The sequence below is a fragment of the Duganella sp. Leaf126 genome, assembly GCF_001423125.1.
Lineage (GTDB): Bacteria > Pseudomonadota > Gammaproteobacteria > Burkholderiales > Burkholderiaceae_D > Rugamonas.
In genome coordinates this window covers 131,546-146,210 of record NZ_LMNW01000023.1, presented here as the reverse complement: position 1 = coordinate 146,210, position 14,665 = coordinate 131,546, and the positions used below count along the sequence as shown (strand labels likewise).

Genomic DNA, 14,665 nt, shown 5'->3' with positions numbered 1-14,665 from the left:
CGTCATGCCGGGACGCCAGCGACCACTTTGCCACTTCGCGCCGCGCGAAGGGCAGCCTGGTGCTGGCGTCTTGTCTTTTTTCGTCGTACCTGCAATACTTTATCCTTTGGCAGTAAAGTTTTCATGAAATATACGAGTTCGACCACCGAGGTACCGGACGCACCGCAGGTGCCGCGCCACGTCGCCATGATCATGGACGGTAACGGCCGCTGGGCCACCAAGCGCTTCCTGCCGCGCGTTGCCGGTCACGTCAAGGGCGTCGAAGCGGTGCGCACCGTGGTCGAGGCCTGCGCCAACCGCGGCGTGGAATACCTGACCCTGTTTGCCTTCAGTTCCGAAAACTGGCGCCGCCCGGAAGAGGAAGTCTCTCTGCTGATGCGCTTGTTCATGACCGCGCTCGAGCGCGAAGTGTCCAAGATGCACGCCAATAATATCCGCCTGCGCGTGGTCGGCGACCTGTCCCGCTTCGACGACAAGCTGCGCACCATGATCGCCAACGCCGAGCGCAAGACCGCCAACAATACCCGCCTGACCGTCACCGTCTGCGCCAACTATGGCGGGCGCTGGGACATCATGCAGGCCGTCGGCAAGATGGTCGCCGCCCATCCCGGCATGACCGACTTCTCCGAAGCGCAGCTGGCGCCGCACCTGGCGATGGCGTATGCGCCGGAGCCGGACCTGTTCATCCGCACCGGCGGCGAACAGCGTATCTCGAATTTCCTGCTGTGGCAGCTCGCATATACCGAGCTGTTCTTTACCGACACCTACTGGCCCGATTTTTCGATCGAACGCCTCGACGAGGCGATTGCCTCCTACCAGCACCGCGAACGCCGCTTTGGCCGCACCGGCGCGCAACTGGCAGAAAAGAAAACCTGATGCTCAAAACACGGATCATAACTGCGCTGGTCTTGCTGGCGGTGCTGCTGCCGGTGCTGTTCTTCCAGTACTTCCCGGCGTTTGCCGTGGTGGTGACGCTGTTCCTCGGCGCTGCCGTGTGGGAGGGCGCGCGCCTGTTCGGCCTGCAGGACGGTCCGGCACGCATCGCCGGCATCGTCGGCGCGCTGCTGTTCGTGCTGCTGATGTACAAGGCCCAGCCGGGCTCGGTCATCGCGCTGTACGGCATCGCCGCCTTGCTGTGGCTGATCCGCTATGCGCCGTCGCTGGGCCTGGGCCTGCCCAAGCTCGGCACGGCCGCCAACTGGTCGATGGCGCTGACCTTCAGCTTTGCCGTGTTCGTCTGCTTCTTTGCCATCGTCGGCCTGTACCTGCGTTCGCCCGTGTACCTGCTGTCGGTGCTGGTGCTGGTGTGGATTGCCGATATCGGCGCCTATTTCTCGGGCAAGGCCTTCGGCAAGCGCAAGCTGGCGCCGACCATCTCGCCCGGCAAATCGTGGGAAGGTGCGATCGGCGGCGGCATTGCCGTGCTGGTCATTACCGCCGTCTCGATCCTGGCCGCGCCTGCCGCACCGTGGCTGCAGGACACCTTTGCCGTGCACCTGCAGGCCCGCTTCGGCTGGGCCGTGACGGTGCTGGCGCTGCTGGTGATCGTGGCTGCGTCCATCATCGGCGACCTGTTCGAATCCCAACTCAAACGCCGCGCTGCCATGAAGGACAGCAGCAACCTGCTGCCCGGCCATGGTGGCGTGCTCGACCGCGTCGATGCGCTGATCCCCGTGCTGCCGATTGCAGCGCTGCTGTCGGCCTGGCTCTGAAAGACTTTCCTATGCAACGCATCACCATCCTCGGCGCCACCGGTTCGATCGGCGTGTCCACGCTCGACGTGCTGGCGCGCCATCCCGAACGTTACGCGGTCTACGCGCTGTCGGCGCACAGCCGTGTCGATGAACTGGCGGCGCAATGCATCGCGTTCCGGCCGCAACGCGCGGTGGTCGGCACGGCCGAGGCGGCCGCTCGCCTGGGCGCGCTGCTGCGCGACGCCGGCGTCAACACCGACATCGATTACGGCGAAGCGGCGCTGTGCGCGATTGCCGCGGCGCCGGAAGTGGACAGCGTGATGGCGGCCATCGTCGGCGCCGCCGGCCTGGCGCCCACGCTGGCTGCCGCCCGCGCCGGCAAGAAGGTCCTGCTGGCCAACAAGGAAGCGCTGGTCATGTCGGGCCAGCTGTTCATGGACGCGGTGACCGAATCGGGCGCCATCCTGCTGCCGATCGACAGCGAGCACAACGCCATCTTCCAGTCGATGCCGCAGTTCGGCAGCCGCATGCCGGCCGTGCGCGACGCGGCCGCCGGCGTGGCCAAGATCCTGCTGACCGCGTCGGGCGGCCCGTTCCTGACGCGTGATGTCGCCACGCTGGAGGACGTCACGCCCGAGCAGGCCTGCAAGCATCCAAACTGGTCGATGGGCCGCAAGATCTCGGTCGATTCGGCCACCATGATGAACAAGGGCCTGGAAGTGATCGAGGCGCACTGGCTGTTCGGCGCGCCGGCCGACCGCATCGAGGTCGTGATCCACCCGCAGTCGGTGATCCACTCGATGGTGTCGTATGTCGACGGCTCGGTGCTGGCCCAGCTCGGCAACCCCGACATGCGCACGCCGATTGCCCATGCACTGGCCTATCCGGAGCGGATCGCGTCCGGCGTGGCCCAGCTCGATATCACCGCGTTCGCCACGCTGCAGTTCCACCGTCCCGACTATGCGCGCTTTCCGTGCCTGGCGCTGGCCTTCGACGCCTTGCGCGCCGGCGGCACGGCGCCGGCGCTGCTCAATGCCGCCAACGAAGTGGCGGTGCAGGCCTTCCTCGACCGCCAGATCGGCTTCCGCCAGATCGACCGCGTGATCGCCGAGGTGGTGCAGCAGCTGCCGCACGGCGCTGCCGACAGCATCGACGCCGTGATGGCGCAGGATGTGGCGGCGCGCGCTGCCGCCGGGCGCTGCATCGCCGCGCTCCACTGACCGGACCGACGCCATGAACCTGCTGACCACCATCCTGGCGTTTGCCGTCTGCCTCGGCTCGCTCGTCACGATCCACGAGCTCGGTCACTACCTGGTGGCGCGCTGGTGCGGCGTCAAGGTGCTGCGCTTTTCGGTGGGCATGGGCAAGGTCGTGTGGTCGCGCCGTTTCGGACGCGACCAGACCGAGTGGGCGGTGTCGGCGCTGCCGCTGGGCGGCTACGTCAAGATGCTCGACGCCCGCGAGGGCGATCTCTCCAGCGTGAGCAAAGAAGACCTGGCGCGCGAATTTACGCGCCAGAACGTGTGGAAGCGCATCGCCATCGTCGCGGCCGGACCGCTGGCCAACTTCCTGGTGGCCATTGCGCTGTTTGCCGGCCTGTATCTGCACGGCGTGGCCGAGCCGAGCAGCAAGATCAGCGTGCGCGCCGCCGGCCAGCAGGCCGACGCCGACCGCACGCCCGCCGCGCTGGCCGGCTTGCGCAGCGGCGACCACATCACTGCCGTCAACGACGAAGCGGTGGCCGCGTGGTCCGAGCTGCGCTGGAACCTGATGCAGGCCGCCATCGACAAGAAGGATGCGCGCCTGGCCATCGAGCGTCCCGGTTACGGCTATCTGACCGCCGTGCTGCCGGCGTCGGTGCTGTCTACGCTCGACCTCGACGGCGACATCGTCGGCAACCTCGGCATCGGGCTGGCGCGGCCGTCGCCGGTGGTGCAGCAGGTGCTGCCGGGCGGGGCCGCCGAGCGCGCCGGGCTGCAGGTGGGCGACCTGCTCAAAAGGGTCGATGGCGTGGCGGTGCAGGACGGCGTCGCGTTCATCGAGCTCATCCGCGCTGCGCCCGGCAAAACCTTGCCGGTGGACGTGGTGCGCGCCGGCCAGCTGCGCACGCTGGCCGTCACGCCGCAGGCCGACGTCGCGCACAGTGAAAAGCCCGGTCAACAAGCTGTAACAGTCGGTAAGATCGGCGCTTACGTGGCGCTGCAGCCCGATATGATCACCGTGCCCGCGGCGCCGCTGGCCGCGCTGGGCAAGGCGGTGCAGCGGGTCTGGGACACCTGCACCATGACGCTGAAGATGATCGGCAAGATGGTGACCGGCGAAGCCTCGCTCAAAAATGTCACCGGCCCGATCACCATCGCCGATTATGCCGGCCAGACCGCGCGCATGGGCCTGGCCAGTTATCTGAGCTTCATCGCCTTTATCAGTATCAGCCTGGGCGTCATGAATTTGCTACCGATTCCCGTTCTGGACGGGGGGCATTTGCTGTATTATTCGCTGGAAGTTTTGACCGGCCGTCCGGTATCGGCGCGCGTCGCGGAGTTTGCTCAGCGCATCGGCATCGGTTTATTGATGACCTTGATGGTGCTGGCGGTATTTAACGATATCACCCGCCTCATGTAATCAGGCGCCAGCGGCGCGGTACGCACCGACAGTGACATAGCAGTTCGTTGAATGAGACATTGAATAACCCCGATGAAATTATATTCTGACCGTATTACTCCATCTTCCATGCGCCGCAGTCTGATCGGCACCGCCGTCCTGGCGCTGTGCGCGGGCAACGCCATGGCGATCGAACCGTTCGTGATCAAGGACATCCGTGTCGAAGGCATTCAACGGACGGAAGCCGGTACGGTCTTCAGCTACCTGCCCGTGCGCGTGGGCGAGACCTTCAACGACGACAAGAGCGTGACCGCCATCAAGGCGCTGTACGCGACCGGCTTCTTCAAGGACGTGCGCCTGGAGGCGGACGGGCAGGTGCTGGTGGTGCTGGTCGAGGAACGTCCGGCCATCGCCAAGGTGGAATTCACCGGCACCAAGGAATTCGAAAAGGACGTGCTGGTCAAGGCGCTCAAGGACATCGGCGTGGGCGAAGCGAAAATCTTCGACAAGGCCTCGGTCGACCGCGCCGAGCAGGAGCTCAAGCGCCAGTACCTGTCGCGCGGCCTGTACGGCGTCAAGCTGGTGACCACCGTTACCCCGCTCGAGCGCAACCGCGTCAACATCACGTTCGCGGTGGACGAGGGCGAGGTCGCCAAGATCAAGCAGATCAACATCATCGGCAACAAGGTATTCTCGGACAAGGAGCTGCTCGACCAGCTCGCGCTCAACACGGGCGGCTGGTTCAGCTGGTACACCAAGGCCGACCAGTATTCGAAGACCAAGCTGACCGGCGATATCGAGTCGCTCAAATCGTTTTATCTCAATCGCGGCTACATCGAGATGAATATCGATTCCACCCAGGTCTCGATCTCGCCCGATAAAAAAGACATTTACATCACCATCAATATCACCGAGGGTGAAAAATATAATGTCGCCGATATCAAGTTCGAAGGCGAGACGTTCGGCCGCGAGGACGAACTGCGCTCGCTGGTATTGCTGCGCAAGGGCGCCGTGTATTCGGGCGAGCTGCTGACCGCCACCAACAAGCGCATTTCCGACCGCCTCGGCACGTTCGGCTACGCCTTTGCCAACGTCAACGCCAACCCGGACATCAACCAGGCCAAGCGTGAAGTGAGCTTCACCTTCATGATCGACCCGGGCAAGCGCGCTTACGTGCGCCACATGAACATCGCCGGCAACACGACGTCGCGCGACGAGGTGATCCGCCGCGAATTCCGCCAGTTCGAATCGTCCTGGTACGACGCCAACAAGATCAAGCTCTCGCGCGACCGCGTGGACCGCCTCGGCTACTTCAAGGATGTTACCATCGACACCCCGGAAGCGCAGGGCACGTCCGACCAGGTCGACGTCAACCTGACCGTGGTGGAAAAGCCGACCGGTAACTTCACCATCGGCGGCGCGTTCTCGCAGTCGGAAAAATTCACGTTCCAGGCGGCGATCCAGCAGGCCAACTTCGCCGGCTCGGGCACCACCGTCGGCATGGAACTCAATACGTCCAAGTACAGCCGCACGATCTCGTTCTCGCAGTTCGACCCGTACTACACAGACGACGGCATCTCGCGCTCGTACGAGGTGTACCTGCGTACCCAGCGTCCGCCCGCGCTCAACATCGGCAGCTACACCATCAAGCAGAAGGGCGGCCGCATCAGCTACGGCGTGCCGTTCTCGGAAACCGACACCGTGTTCCTCGGTATCGGCCTCGAACGCTCGTCGATCGAAACCGATTCCACCTCGCCCACGCGCTTCCAGCAATACGTGGCCGACGTCACCGGCAACCGCAGCGGCATCGGCAAGGCCGAAACCACGGCCGTGCCGTTCACGCTGGCCTGGTCGCGCGACAGCCGCGACTCGGGTCTGACCCCGTCCGCCGGCCGCTACCAGCGCCTGAACCTCGAACTGGACGTGATCGGCCGCCAGAAATACTACCGCGCCATCTACGAACACCAGTACTTCAAGCCGCTGATCTGGAAAACCGTGCTGGCGCTCAAGGGCGAGGTCGATTACGGCCGCGGCCTGGGCGACACGCCTTACCCGGTATTCAAGAACTTCTACGGCGGCGGCATCGGTTCGGTGCGCGGCTACGAGAGTTCGTCGCTGGGCGCGGTCGACTCGCGCTACGGCGATGCGCTGGGCGGCGCCTCGCGCCTGATCGGTAACGCCGAACTGCAGCTGCCATTCCCCGGCTCCGGCCAGGACCGCAGCCTGCGCTGGTTCGGCTTCCTCGATACGGGCCAGGTGTACCAGGAAGGCGAAAAGATGCGCTATTCGCAGCTGCGTTACTCGACCGGTCTTGGTATCAGCTGGATTTCGCCGGTGGGCCCGCTCAAGTTGAGCTATGCTAAGCCACTCAATGCCAAGCCGGGCGACCGTCTGGAGCGCTTCCAGTTCCAGATGGGGACCGGTTTCTGACCGGCCTGGCCGCCCCCGCATCCAGTGCCGTACTCGGCTATTTATATTTAATCGGAGAAACAAGTTGAAGACTGCATCTGCCACGAACACCAAATCTTTGGGCTTCTCGCTTGCGACCTCGCTTGCCGCTTCGCTGGCGCTGGCAACGTTGGGCTGGTGCACGATGGCGCCGGCGCAGGCGCAGACTTCGTTGTCGCGCATCGCCTGGCTCAGCCCGGAGCGTATCTACAACGAATCCAAGCTGGCCAAGCTGGCCAGCGAAAAGCTGCAGGAAGAGTTCAAGTCGCGTGAAAAAGCCATGCAGGAGATGGAAGGGCGCCTGAAGGCGGCGACCGCCAAGCTCGAAAAAGACGCGCCGTCGCTGGCCGAGGCCGAGCGCACGCGCCGCCAGCGCGACCTGTTCGAGCTCGACAAGGAATTCCAGCGCCGTCAGCGCGAGTTCCGCGAAGACCTGAGCCAGCGCACCAACGAGGAACGCCAGGCCATTTCCGACCGCGCCACCAAGATCATCCGCCAGATGGCCGATACCGAAGGGTTCGACATCGTGCTGCAGGACGCGGTCTGGGCCAGCAAGCGCATCGACATCACCGACAAGGTGCTCGCAGCGCTCGACAAAGACAAGTAAATCAAGCAAATAAAGGAATCAGGATGGGCACTCGACTAGGCACTTTGGTCGAACGTTTCGGAGGTCAACTGGTGGGCGACGGCAACCTGGAAGTGTCCGGGATCGCGCCGCTCGACCAGGCCGGCGTTTCGCACATCAGCTTTCTCAGCAACAGCAAGCTGCGCGTCCAGGCGCGCGACAGCCAGGCGGCGGCGCTGATCGTCTCGCCCAGGGATGACGAATTCATCGCTGCCGGCTACCAGGGCGCGCGCATCGTCGCCGCCAACCCTTACGTGTATTTTGCCCGCGTGGCGCAGTATTTCGACGCGCTGACCGCCTACGTGCCGCCGGCCGGCGTGCATCCGAGCGCGGTGGTGGCCGACGGCGCCCACGTGGCGCCCAGCGCCCACATCGGCGCGCGGGTGGTGATCGAGGCGGGCGCCGTGATCGGCGCACACGCGGTGATCGACGCCGGCTGCTACATCGGCCGCGAGGCCGAAGTGGGCGAGGGCACGCACTTCTTTGCCAACGTCACGTTCCACGCCCACTGCATCATCGGCGCGCGCGGCATCATCCACTCGGGCGCCGTGATCGGCAGCGACGGCTTCGGCTTCGCCAACGAGAACGGCGTGTACATCAAGATCCCGCAGACCGGGCGCGTGGTGATCGGCGACGATGTCGATATCGGCGCCAATACCACGGTCGATCGCGGGGCGCTGGCCGACACCGTCATCGAGGACGGCGTCAAGCTCGACAACCAGATCATGATCGGCCATAACTGCCACATCGGCGCGCACACGGCCATGGCTGGCTGCGTCGGCATGGCCGGCAGCACCACCGTGGGCAAGTACTGCACGTTCGGCGGCGCGGCCATGATCAACGGCCACATCACGATACCGGACCACACCCATATCGGCGCCTCGACCATGATCTCGCGCACGATCACCGAACCGGGCCACTACACCGGTTTCTACCCGATGGCCAAGCACGCCGACTGGGAAAAGTCGGCCGCCATCCTGCGCAACCTGCCGCTGATCCGCGAAAAGGTGCGCACGCTGGAAAAAAACATCAAGACCAATAAAGAAAACGAATCATGAACACACCCCAAGCCAAGACCATGGACATCTGCGAGATCAAGTCCTACCTGCCGCACCGTTACCCGCTGCTGCTGGTGGACCGCGTTCTCGCCTACGAAGAGGGCAAGTTCATCACCGCCATCAAGAACGTCACCGTCAACGAAGAATTCTTCAACGGCCACTTCCCGCACAAGCCGGTCATGCCCGGCGTGCTGATGATCGAAGCGATGGCGCAGACCGCCGCCTTGCTGTCGTTTAAAACCTCGGGCGTGACGCCCGACGAAAACTCGGTGGTGTATTTTGTCGGCATCGACAGCGCGCGCTTCAAGCGCCCGGTCGGTCCCGGCGACCAGCTGAAAATGGACGTGGAAATCGTGCGCCATGCGCGCGGCATCTGGAAGTACAAGGCCGTGGGCACGGTCGATGGCCAGGTGGCGGTCGAAGCTGAACTGATGTGCACCATCCGCAGCGCGAGCAACCCCAGCCAGCTCGCCACCGGCACGTAATGGCGACCACCATGGGCACCATCCACCCCACCGCCATCATCGATCCGCAAGCGCAGCTCGACAGCAGCGTCGCTGTGGGCGCCTACACGGTCATCGGTCCCCACGTGCAAATCGGCGCCGGCACCGTGGTCGGCCCGCACGTGGTGATCGAAGGCCACACCACGATCGGCCGCGACAACAAGCTGTTCCAGTTCTCGTCGATCGGCGCCGCGCCGCAGGACAAGAAATGGGCCGGCGAGCCGACCCGCCTGACCATCGGCGACCGCAACACGATCCGCGAGTTCTGCACCTTCAACACCGGCACCGTGCAGGACCGGGGCGTCACCTCGCTCGGCAACGATAACTGGATTTCGGCTTACGTGCACCTGGCGCACGACTGCCAGGTCGGCAGCAACACGATTTTCTCGAACAATGCGCAGCTGGCCGGCCACGTCGAAATCGGCGACTGGGTGATCATGAGCGGTTTCGCCAACGTCCACCAGTTCTGCAAGATCGGTGCCCACGCCTTCGTCGGCATGAGCACCAGCCTGACCCAGGACGTGCCGCCGTTCGTGCTGTTGAACGGTAACCCGGCGCAGGCGCACGGCGTCAACATCGAAGGCCTCAAGCGCCGCGGTTTTACGCGCGAAGAGATCAACGGCATCCGCACCGCCTACAAGCTGCTGTACCGCTCGGGCCTGACGCTGGAGGAAGCCAAGGCCGCGCTGCTGGCCGAAGAGCAGGCTTCGCCGGCCGGCGCGGTGCATATCCGCGCCATGCGCGAATTCCTCGATACGGCAACGCGTGGCATCGTCCGCTGACCGGCTGTCGCTGGCGATGGTCGCCGGAGAACCCTCGGGCGACCTGTTGGCCGCCCGTTTGCTTTCCGGGCTCAAGCCGCACCTGCCGGGCGCGCGCCTGCACGGCATCGGCGGCGAACACATGATCGCCCAGGGCTTCGAATCGCACTTCCCGATGGACCAGCTGACCGTGCGCGGGCTGCTGGCCGTGATTCCGCGCTACCGCGAGATCAAGGGCATCCAGAACCAGTTGCGCGACCGGCTGCTGGCCGACCCGCCTGCCGCCTTCATCGGCGCCGACTACCCTGGCTTCAACCTGGGACTGGAAGAGCAGCTGAAAGCGGCCGGCATCCCCACCGTCCACTACATCGGGCCGCAGATCTGGGCCTGGCGGGGCGGGCGCATCAAGAAGATCATCCGCGCCGTGTCGCACATGCTGGTGGTGTTCCCGTTCGAGCAGGAGATCTACCGCCAGGCCGGGGTGCCGGTCAGCTATGTCGGCCATCCGCTGGCCGAGGTGATTCCGCTGGCGCCGGACGAGGCGGGCGCGCGCGTCAAGCTCGGCTTGCCGCAGGACGCCAACGTGGTGACCATCATGCCCGGCAGCCGCATGTCGGAGCTGAAATACAATACGGTGGCGTTCGTGCAGGCGGCCAGGCTGCTGCAGCAGCGCGACCGCTCGCTGCGCTTTGTCGCGCCGATGGCAGGCGAACGCCAGCGCCGCTATTTCCTGGAACTGGTGGCGCAGGCGGGCCTGCAGGATGTCGAGATCCTGCTGCTCGACGGCCAGTCGCACACGGCCATTGCCGCTGCCGATGCGGTGCTGGTGGCCTCGGGCACGGCGTCGTTGGAAGTGGCGCTGTTCAAGAAGCCGATGGTGATCGCCTATAAAATGATGGCGTTGGAGTGGCAGATCCTGCGCCACTGCAATTACCAGCCATGGGTGGGCCTGCCCAACATCCTGGCGCGCGAATTCGTGGTGCCCGAGCTGCTGCAGGACGCCGCCAGTGCGCAGGCGCTGGCCGACGCCATGTGGCAGCAGCTGTCGGACGTGCCGCACCGCCTGCAGCTGGCCCAGCGCTTCACCGAGATGCACCACAGCCTGCTGCGCAACAGCGCGGTCGAAAGCGCGGCGGCGGTGCTCAGGGTGATCGGTCGCGGCTGAAATGACTGGATTCCCGCCTGCGCGGGAATGACGGCTTTGACGTCGTCATCCGCCCGCAGGCGCGGATCCGGGAACGTCATCCCCGCGCAGGCGGCGATCCAATTTTATGCATCAGCAACAAGAGAAGTAAAACCATGAAAAACCCCACTCCCGGCCTGTTCGACGACCTGCCATCTTCCCCCGACGAGATCATCTGCGGTGTCGATGAGGCGGGCCGCGGTCCGCTGGCCGGTCCCGTGTTCGCGGCGGCCGTGATCCTCGATCCCGGCCGTCCCATCCTCGGCCTGCGCGATTCGAAAAAGCTGACCGAAGCCAGGCGCGACCTGCTGGCGCCGGTGATCAAGTCGCAGGCGCTGGCCTGGGCCATTGCCCAGGCGTCGGAAGACGAGATCGACCAGCTCAATATCCTGCAGGCCTCGATGCTGGCCATGCGGCGCGCGATTGAGGCGCTGAGCACGGTGCCGACCCTGGCCCTGATCGACGGCAACCGCTGCCCGGTGATGAAAATCCAGTCGATTGCCGTGATCGGCGGCGACGACAAGGTGGACGCCATTTCGGCCGCCTCGATCCTGGCCAAGACCGCGCGCGACGCCGCGCTGGTGGCGCTGCACGCGCAGTACCCGCACTACTGCTTCGACCAGCACAAGGGATACGGCACGGCGCTGCACCTGGCGCGCCTGCGCGAACACGGCGCCTCGCCCGTGCACCGGCGCTCGTTCGCGCCGGTACGGGCCGTGCTGGGCGTGCACGGCGCCACCATCGCAGTCGAGGTGGGCGCATGAAGACCATCACCTCGCGCGACAATGCGCAGTACAAGGAACTGGTCAAGCTGGCCGGCAGCGCCCAGGCGTGCCGCAAGGCCGGCCGCACGCTGCTCGACGGCGTGCACCTGTGCCAGTCCTACCTGCAGCTGCGCGGCCTGCCCGAACAGTGCGTGGTCAGCGAAAGCGCGCTGCACAATCCGGAAGTGATGGAAATCGTCGGCCAGCTCGAAGCGCAACGGGCCCACGTGCTGGCCCTGCCCGACGCGCTGTACAACGCACTGAGCCAGGTCGAGCACGGCGTGGGCGTGCTGTTTTCGATCCCCACGCCGGAACGCGCAGTCACCGCGCCGCTGGCGGTGTCGGCCGTGCTGCTGGACGGCGTGCAGGATCCCGGCAACGTCGGCTCCATCCTGCGCAGCGCGGCCGCAGCTGGCATCACGCAAGTGTACTGCAGCGCCGGCACCGCGTTCTGCTGGTCGCCCAAGGTGCTGCGCGCAGCGATGGGCGCCCACTTCGTGCTTGATATCTTCGAGAACGTGGACCTGGCCGCGCTGGTGTCCACCGCGACGGTGATGTCGCTGGCCACCAGCGGCTACGCCAGCGAGCGCCTTTACGATGTGAACCTGCGCCAGCCGGTGGCATGGCTGTTCGGCCACGAAGGGCAGGGCGTGGCGCACGACCTGCTGGCGCTCGCTACGCACCAGGTCGTCATACCGCATGCGGGCCGGGTGGAGTCGCTCAACGTCGCCGCTTGCGCGGCAGTATGCTTTTTCGAGCAACTGAGGCAAAATCAAGCCTAGCGCAGCAGCAGGCAGCAGGCAGCAGGCGACAGGGCAGGCAGTTTCGAACGGAGCGGTTATGGATATCGGGCAGTTGCACTTTCTGGTAGCGGAAGGCGATGACGCGCAGCGCCGCGTGATGGTCGATATCCTGCACCGCGTGGGCGCCGTCCAGATCACCGAGGCGCTCGATGGCGACACCGCGCTGCGCTGCCTTGGGCTGCGCTACCAGCCGGCGGTCAATGTGATCATCCTCGACCTGCAGCTGCCCGGCACCGATGCGCTGGAAGTGATCCGCCGCATGGGCGACCTGCAAAGCCGCGCGGGCCTGATCATCTTCGGCTCGCAGACCAATTCCGTGTTGTTCTCGATCGAGTCGATGGCCGACGCCTTCGGCCTCGACGTGCTGGGCGTAATGACCAAGCCGCTGATCGCCGGCCGCCTGGAAGCGGTGATCGCCAGCTACCTGAAGCCGCCCGAGGTGCGGCGCGAGCGCGTGCCCACGCTGTCGTTCGCGGAGGTCGGCCACGGCTTGAACAACAACGAGTTCGCGCCGCACTTCCAGCCCAAGATCGAGCTCGAGACGGGGCGCGTGAAGGGCCTGGAAATGTTCGCGCGCTGGCGCCATCCGCGTTACGGCCTGCTCGGTCCCGCATCGTTCATGCCGGCCCTGGTGGAAAACCACCGCATCGATTTTCTCGACTGGGCGCTGATCGACAAGTCGGTGCAGGCCTGCCGCCGCCTGCACGACGACGGTATTCCGATTTCGTTCTCGGTCAATGTCGATCCCAGCACGCTGGCGCACCCGCAGTTCATGGAGCAGATCGACGCCTGCCTGGAGCGGCACCGCATCATGCCCGACTACCTGACCTTCGAGATGACGGAAAAGGCGGTGCTGACCACCACGCCGCACTTTCTCGAGCGGCTGCTGCGGCTGCGCATGAAGGGCTTCGGCCTGGCCATCGACGATTACGGCACCGGCCTGATCAACCTGCAACTGCTGGCGCGGGTGCCGTTCTCGGAACTGAAGATCGACCGCAGCTTCGTCGATGGTGCGTTCCGCAAGCCGGCCATCGCCACCGTGCTGCGCTCCTGCCTGGGCCTGGCCCGCAGCCTGGAACGGCGCTCGGTGGCGGTGGGCGTGGAGACCAAGCAGGACTGGGACTTCCTGCAGGGGCTCGGCTGCACCTATGCCCAGGGCTATTACATCGCCAAGCCGATGCCGGTCGACGAATTTCCCGACTGGCTGTCGGACTGGCGCCACTTCTTCTAGCGGCGCCTGCGCGGTCCGCGGTCCGCGGTCCCCGGTCCGCGCTCCCCGGTCAATAGTCGCGCCGGTCGGGCTTGATCTCCTGCAGGATCGTGGTCGAGATCTCCTCGATCGACTTGGTGGTGGACGACAGCCAGCGGATGCCTTCGCGCTTCATCATGATTTCCGCCTCGTTCACTTCGTAGCGGCAGTTCTCGATCGAGGCGTACTTGCTGCCGGCGCGGCGCTCGTTGCGGATCTCGGACAGGCGCTCGGGCGTGATGGTGAGGCCGAAGATCTTCGGCTTGAATTCGTACAGCTGCGACGGCAGGCGGCCGCGTTCGAAGTCGTCGGGTATCAGCGGGTAATTGGCGGCCTTGATCCCGTACTGCATCGCCAGGTACAGGCTGGTCGGGGTTTTGCCGGAGCGCGAGACGCCCACCAGGATGATGTCGGCCGAGGCCAGGTTCTTGTGCGACTGGCCGTCGTCGTGGGCCAGCGAGAAGTTGATCGCCTCGATGCGGTTCTTGTATTCCTCGCTGTCGACGATGTTGTGCGAGCGGCCGATGGTATGGGTCGACTTGACGTTGAGCTCCTGCTCGAGCGGCGCCACGAAGGTCTGGAACAGGTCCATGTACATGCCCTTGCAGCGGCGGATCACGTCCGACAACTCGGTTTGCACCAGCGTGGAAAAAATGATCGGCCGCTGGCCGTCGGCCACCATCGCATCGTTGATCTTGCGGGCCGCTTCGTGCGCCTTGTCGAGGGTGTCGATGAACGGCAGGCGGATCTGGCGGAAGCGCAGTTCGAACTGGGTCAGCACCGAGTGGCCGAAGGTTTCCGCCGTGATGCCGGTGCCGTCGGAGACGAAAAACACGGTGCGCGAGGCGGTCGGGAAGGTAGGACGTTGTTCTTGTGTCATGAGATTTTCTGCCGGTGTTGATCGGGAATCGTCAATTCTTGCTACAGGCTGTAGAATAGTTGCCAACAGCGAGATTGTGGTGCACGACGAACAGAA

14 protein-coding genes are annotated in these 14,665 nt (G+C 65.0%); 13 read left to right on the top strand and 1 reads right to left on the bottom strand.

All coding sequences use genetic code 11. The annotated features are described in order from the left end of the window. Nucleotides 1–123: 123 nt before the first annotated feature. From uppS to ASF61_RS11785, 13 genes are all read left to right on the top strand, one after another. A complete protein-coding gene (gene uppS / locus ASF61_RS11845) occupies nucleotides 124–876 on the top strand; it encodes a polyprenyl diphosphate synthase (protein ID WP_056155886.1) in 753 nt (250 codons plus the stop codon). Then, nucleotides 876–1,712, top strand: a complete 837-nt coding sequence (locus tag ASF61_RS11840; RefSeq protein WP_056155883.1) for a phosphatidate cytidylyltransferase — start codon at nucleotides 876–878, stop codon at nucleotides 1,710–1,712. The genes uppS and ASF61_RS11840 overlap by 1 nt, the downstream gene beginning before the upstream one ends. 11 nt (nucleotides 1,713–1,723) lie before the next feature. After that, a complete protein-coding gene (ispC, locus tag ASF61_RS11835; protein WP_056155881.1) occupies nucleotides 1,724–2,914 on the top strand; it encodes a 1-deoxy-D-xylulose-5-phosphate reductoisomerase in 1,191 nt (396 codons plus the stop codon). Nucleotides 2,915–2,927: 13 nt separating this feature from the next. Continuing rightward, the gene (rseP, locus tag ASF61_RS11830; RefSeq protein ID WP_056156577.1) at nucleotides 2,928–4,316 is read left to right on the top strand and encodes an RIP metalloprotease RseP; all 1,389 of its coding nucleotides are present in this window, start codon (nucleotides 2,928–2,930) and stop codon (nucleotides 4,314–4,316) included. Nucleotides 4,317–4,388: 72 nt separating this feature from the next. Next, a complete protein-coding gene (gene bamA, locus ASF61_RS11825) occupies nucleotides 4,389–6,725 on the top strand; it encodes an outer membrane protein assembly factor BamA (protein WP_056155878.1) in 2,337 nt (778 codons plus the stop codon). Nucleotides 6,726–6,789: 64 nt separating this feature from the next. Next, complete coding sequence (locus tag ASF61_RS11820; protein WP_082491546.1) at nucleotides 6,790–7,350, top strand: OmpH family outer membrane protein; 561 nt, start codon at nucleotides 6,790–6,792, stop codon at nucleotides 7,348–7,350. A gap of 23 nt (nucleotides 7,351–7,373) precedes the next feature. Beyond that, nucleotides 7,374–8,426, top strand: a complete 1,053-nt coding sequence (gene lpxD, locus ASF61_RS11815; RefSeq protein ID WP_056155875.1) for a UDP-3-O-(3-hydroxymyristoyl)glucosamine N-acyltransferase — start codon at nucleotides 7,374–7,376, stop codon at nucleotides 8,424–8,426. Beyond that, entirely contained in the window at nucleotides 8,423–8,911 is a 489-nt protein-coding gene (fabZ, locus tag ASF61_RS11810) for a 3-hydroxyacyl-ACP dehydratase FabZ (RefSeq protein ID WP_056155872.1), read from the top strand. The genes lpxD and fabZ overlap by 4 nt, the downstream gene beginning before the upstream one ends. An 11-nt stretch (nucleotides 8,912–8,922) precedes the next feature. Next, on the top strand, nucleotides 8,923–9,711 hold the full coding sequence (gene lpxA, locus ASF61_RS11805) for an acyl-ACP--UDP-N-acetylglucosamine O-acyltransferase (RefSeq protein ID WP_056156572.1): 789 nt from the start codon (nucleotides 8,923–8,925) through the stop codon (nucleotides 9,709–9,711). Next, complete coding sequence (lpxB, locus tag ASF61_RS11800) at nucleotides 9,695–10,855, top strand: lipid-A-disaccharide synthase (protein ID WP_056155868.1); 1,161 nt, start codon at nucleotides 9,695–9,697, stop codon at nucleotides 10,853–10,855. Before lpxA ends, lpxB begins: the two co-directional genes overlap by 17 nt. Nucleotides 10,856–10,989: 134 nt before the next feature. Next, nucleotides 10,990–11,637, top strand: a complete 648-nt coding sequence (gene rnhB / locus ASF61_RS11795) for a ribonuclease HII (protein ID WP_056155865.1) — start codon at nucleotides 10,990–10,992, stop codon at nucleotides 11,635–11,637. Next, nucleotides 11,634–12,419, top strand: coding sequence for an RNA methyltransferase (locus tag ASF61_RS11790; RefSeq protein WP_056155861.1), 786 nt, complete (start codon nucleotides 11,634–11,636; stop codon nucleotides 12,417–12,419). Before rnhB ends, ASF61_RS11790 begins: the two co-directional genes overlap by 4 nt. A gap of 58 nt (nucleotides 12,420–12,477) precedes the next feature. Continuing rightward, the gene (locus ASF61_RS11785) at nucleotides 12,478–13,671 is read left to right on the top strand and encodes an EAL domain-containing protein (protein WP_056155859.1); all 1,194 of its coding nucleotides are present in this window, start codon (nucleotides 12,478–12,480) and stop codon (nucleotides 13,669–13,671) included. 49 nt (nucleotides 13,672–13,720) lie between these two features. Here ASF61_RS11785 and ASF61_RS11780 read toward each other — a convergent pair whose 3' ends face one another. Beyond that, nucleotides 13,721–14,569: a pyruvate, water dikinase regulatory protein gene (locus ASF61_RS11780; RefSeq protein ID WP_056155856.1), complete on the bottom strand. Its 849-nt coding sequence runs from the start codon at nucleotides 14,567–14,569 to the stop codon at nucleotides 13,721–13,723. Nucleotides 14,570–14,665: the final 96 nt, after the last annotated feature.

Coding starts and splice junctions, on each gene's coding strand:
- ispC (WP_056155881.1), top strand. CDS start 1,724: ATGCAACGCATCACCATCCTCGGCGCCACCGGTTCGATCGGCGTGTCC.
- ASF61_RS11780 (WP_056155856.1), bottom strand. CDS start 14,569: ATGACACAAGAACAACGTCCTACCTTCCCGACCGCCTCGCGCACCGTG.
- ASF61_RS11840 (WP_056155883.1), top strand. CDS start 876: ATGCTCAAAACACGGATCATAACTGCGCTGGTCTTGCTGGCGGTGCTG.
- uppS (WP_056155886.1), top strand. CDS start 124: ATGAAATATACGAGTTCGACCACCGAGGTACCGGACGCACCGCAGGTG.
- lpxD (WP_056155875.1), top strand. CDS start 7,374: ATGGGCACTCGACTAGGCACTTTGGTCGAACGTTTCGGAGGTCAACTG.
- rnhB (WP_056155865.1), top strand. CDS start 10,990: ATGAAAAACCCCACTCCCGGCCTGTTCGACGACCTGCCATCTTCCCCC.
- ASF61_RS11785 (WP_056155859.1), top strand. CDS start 12,478: ATGGATATCGGGCAGTTGCACTTTCTGGTAGCGGAAGGCGATGACGCG.
- ASF61_RS11790 (WP_056155861.1), top strand. CDS start 11,634: ATGAAGACCATCACCTCGCGCGACAATGCGCAGTACAAGGAACTGGTC.
- lpxA (WP_056156572.1), top strand. CDS start 8,923: ATGGGCACCATCCACCCCACCGCCATCATCGATCCGCAAGCGCAGCTC.
- rseP (WP_056156577.1), top strand. CDS start 2,928: ATGAACCTGCTGACCACCATCCTGGCGTTTGCCGTCTGCCTCGGCTCG.
- fabZ (WP_056155872.1), top strand. CDS start 8,423: ATGAACACACCCCAAGCCAAGACCATGGACATCTGCGAGATCAAGTCC.
- bamA (WP_056155878.1), top strand. CDS start 4,389: ATGAAATTATATTCTGACCGTATTACTCCATCTTCCATGCGCCGCAGT.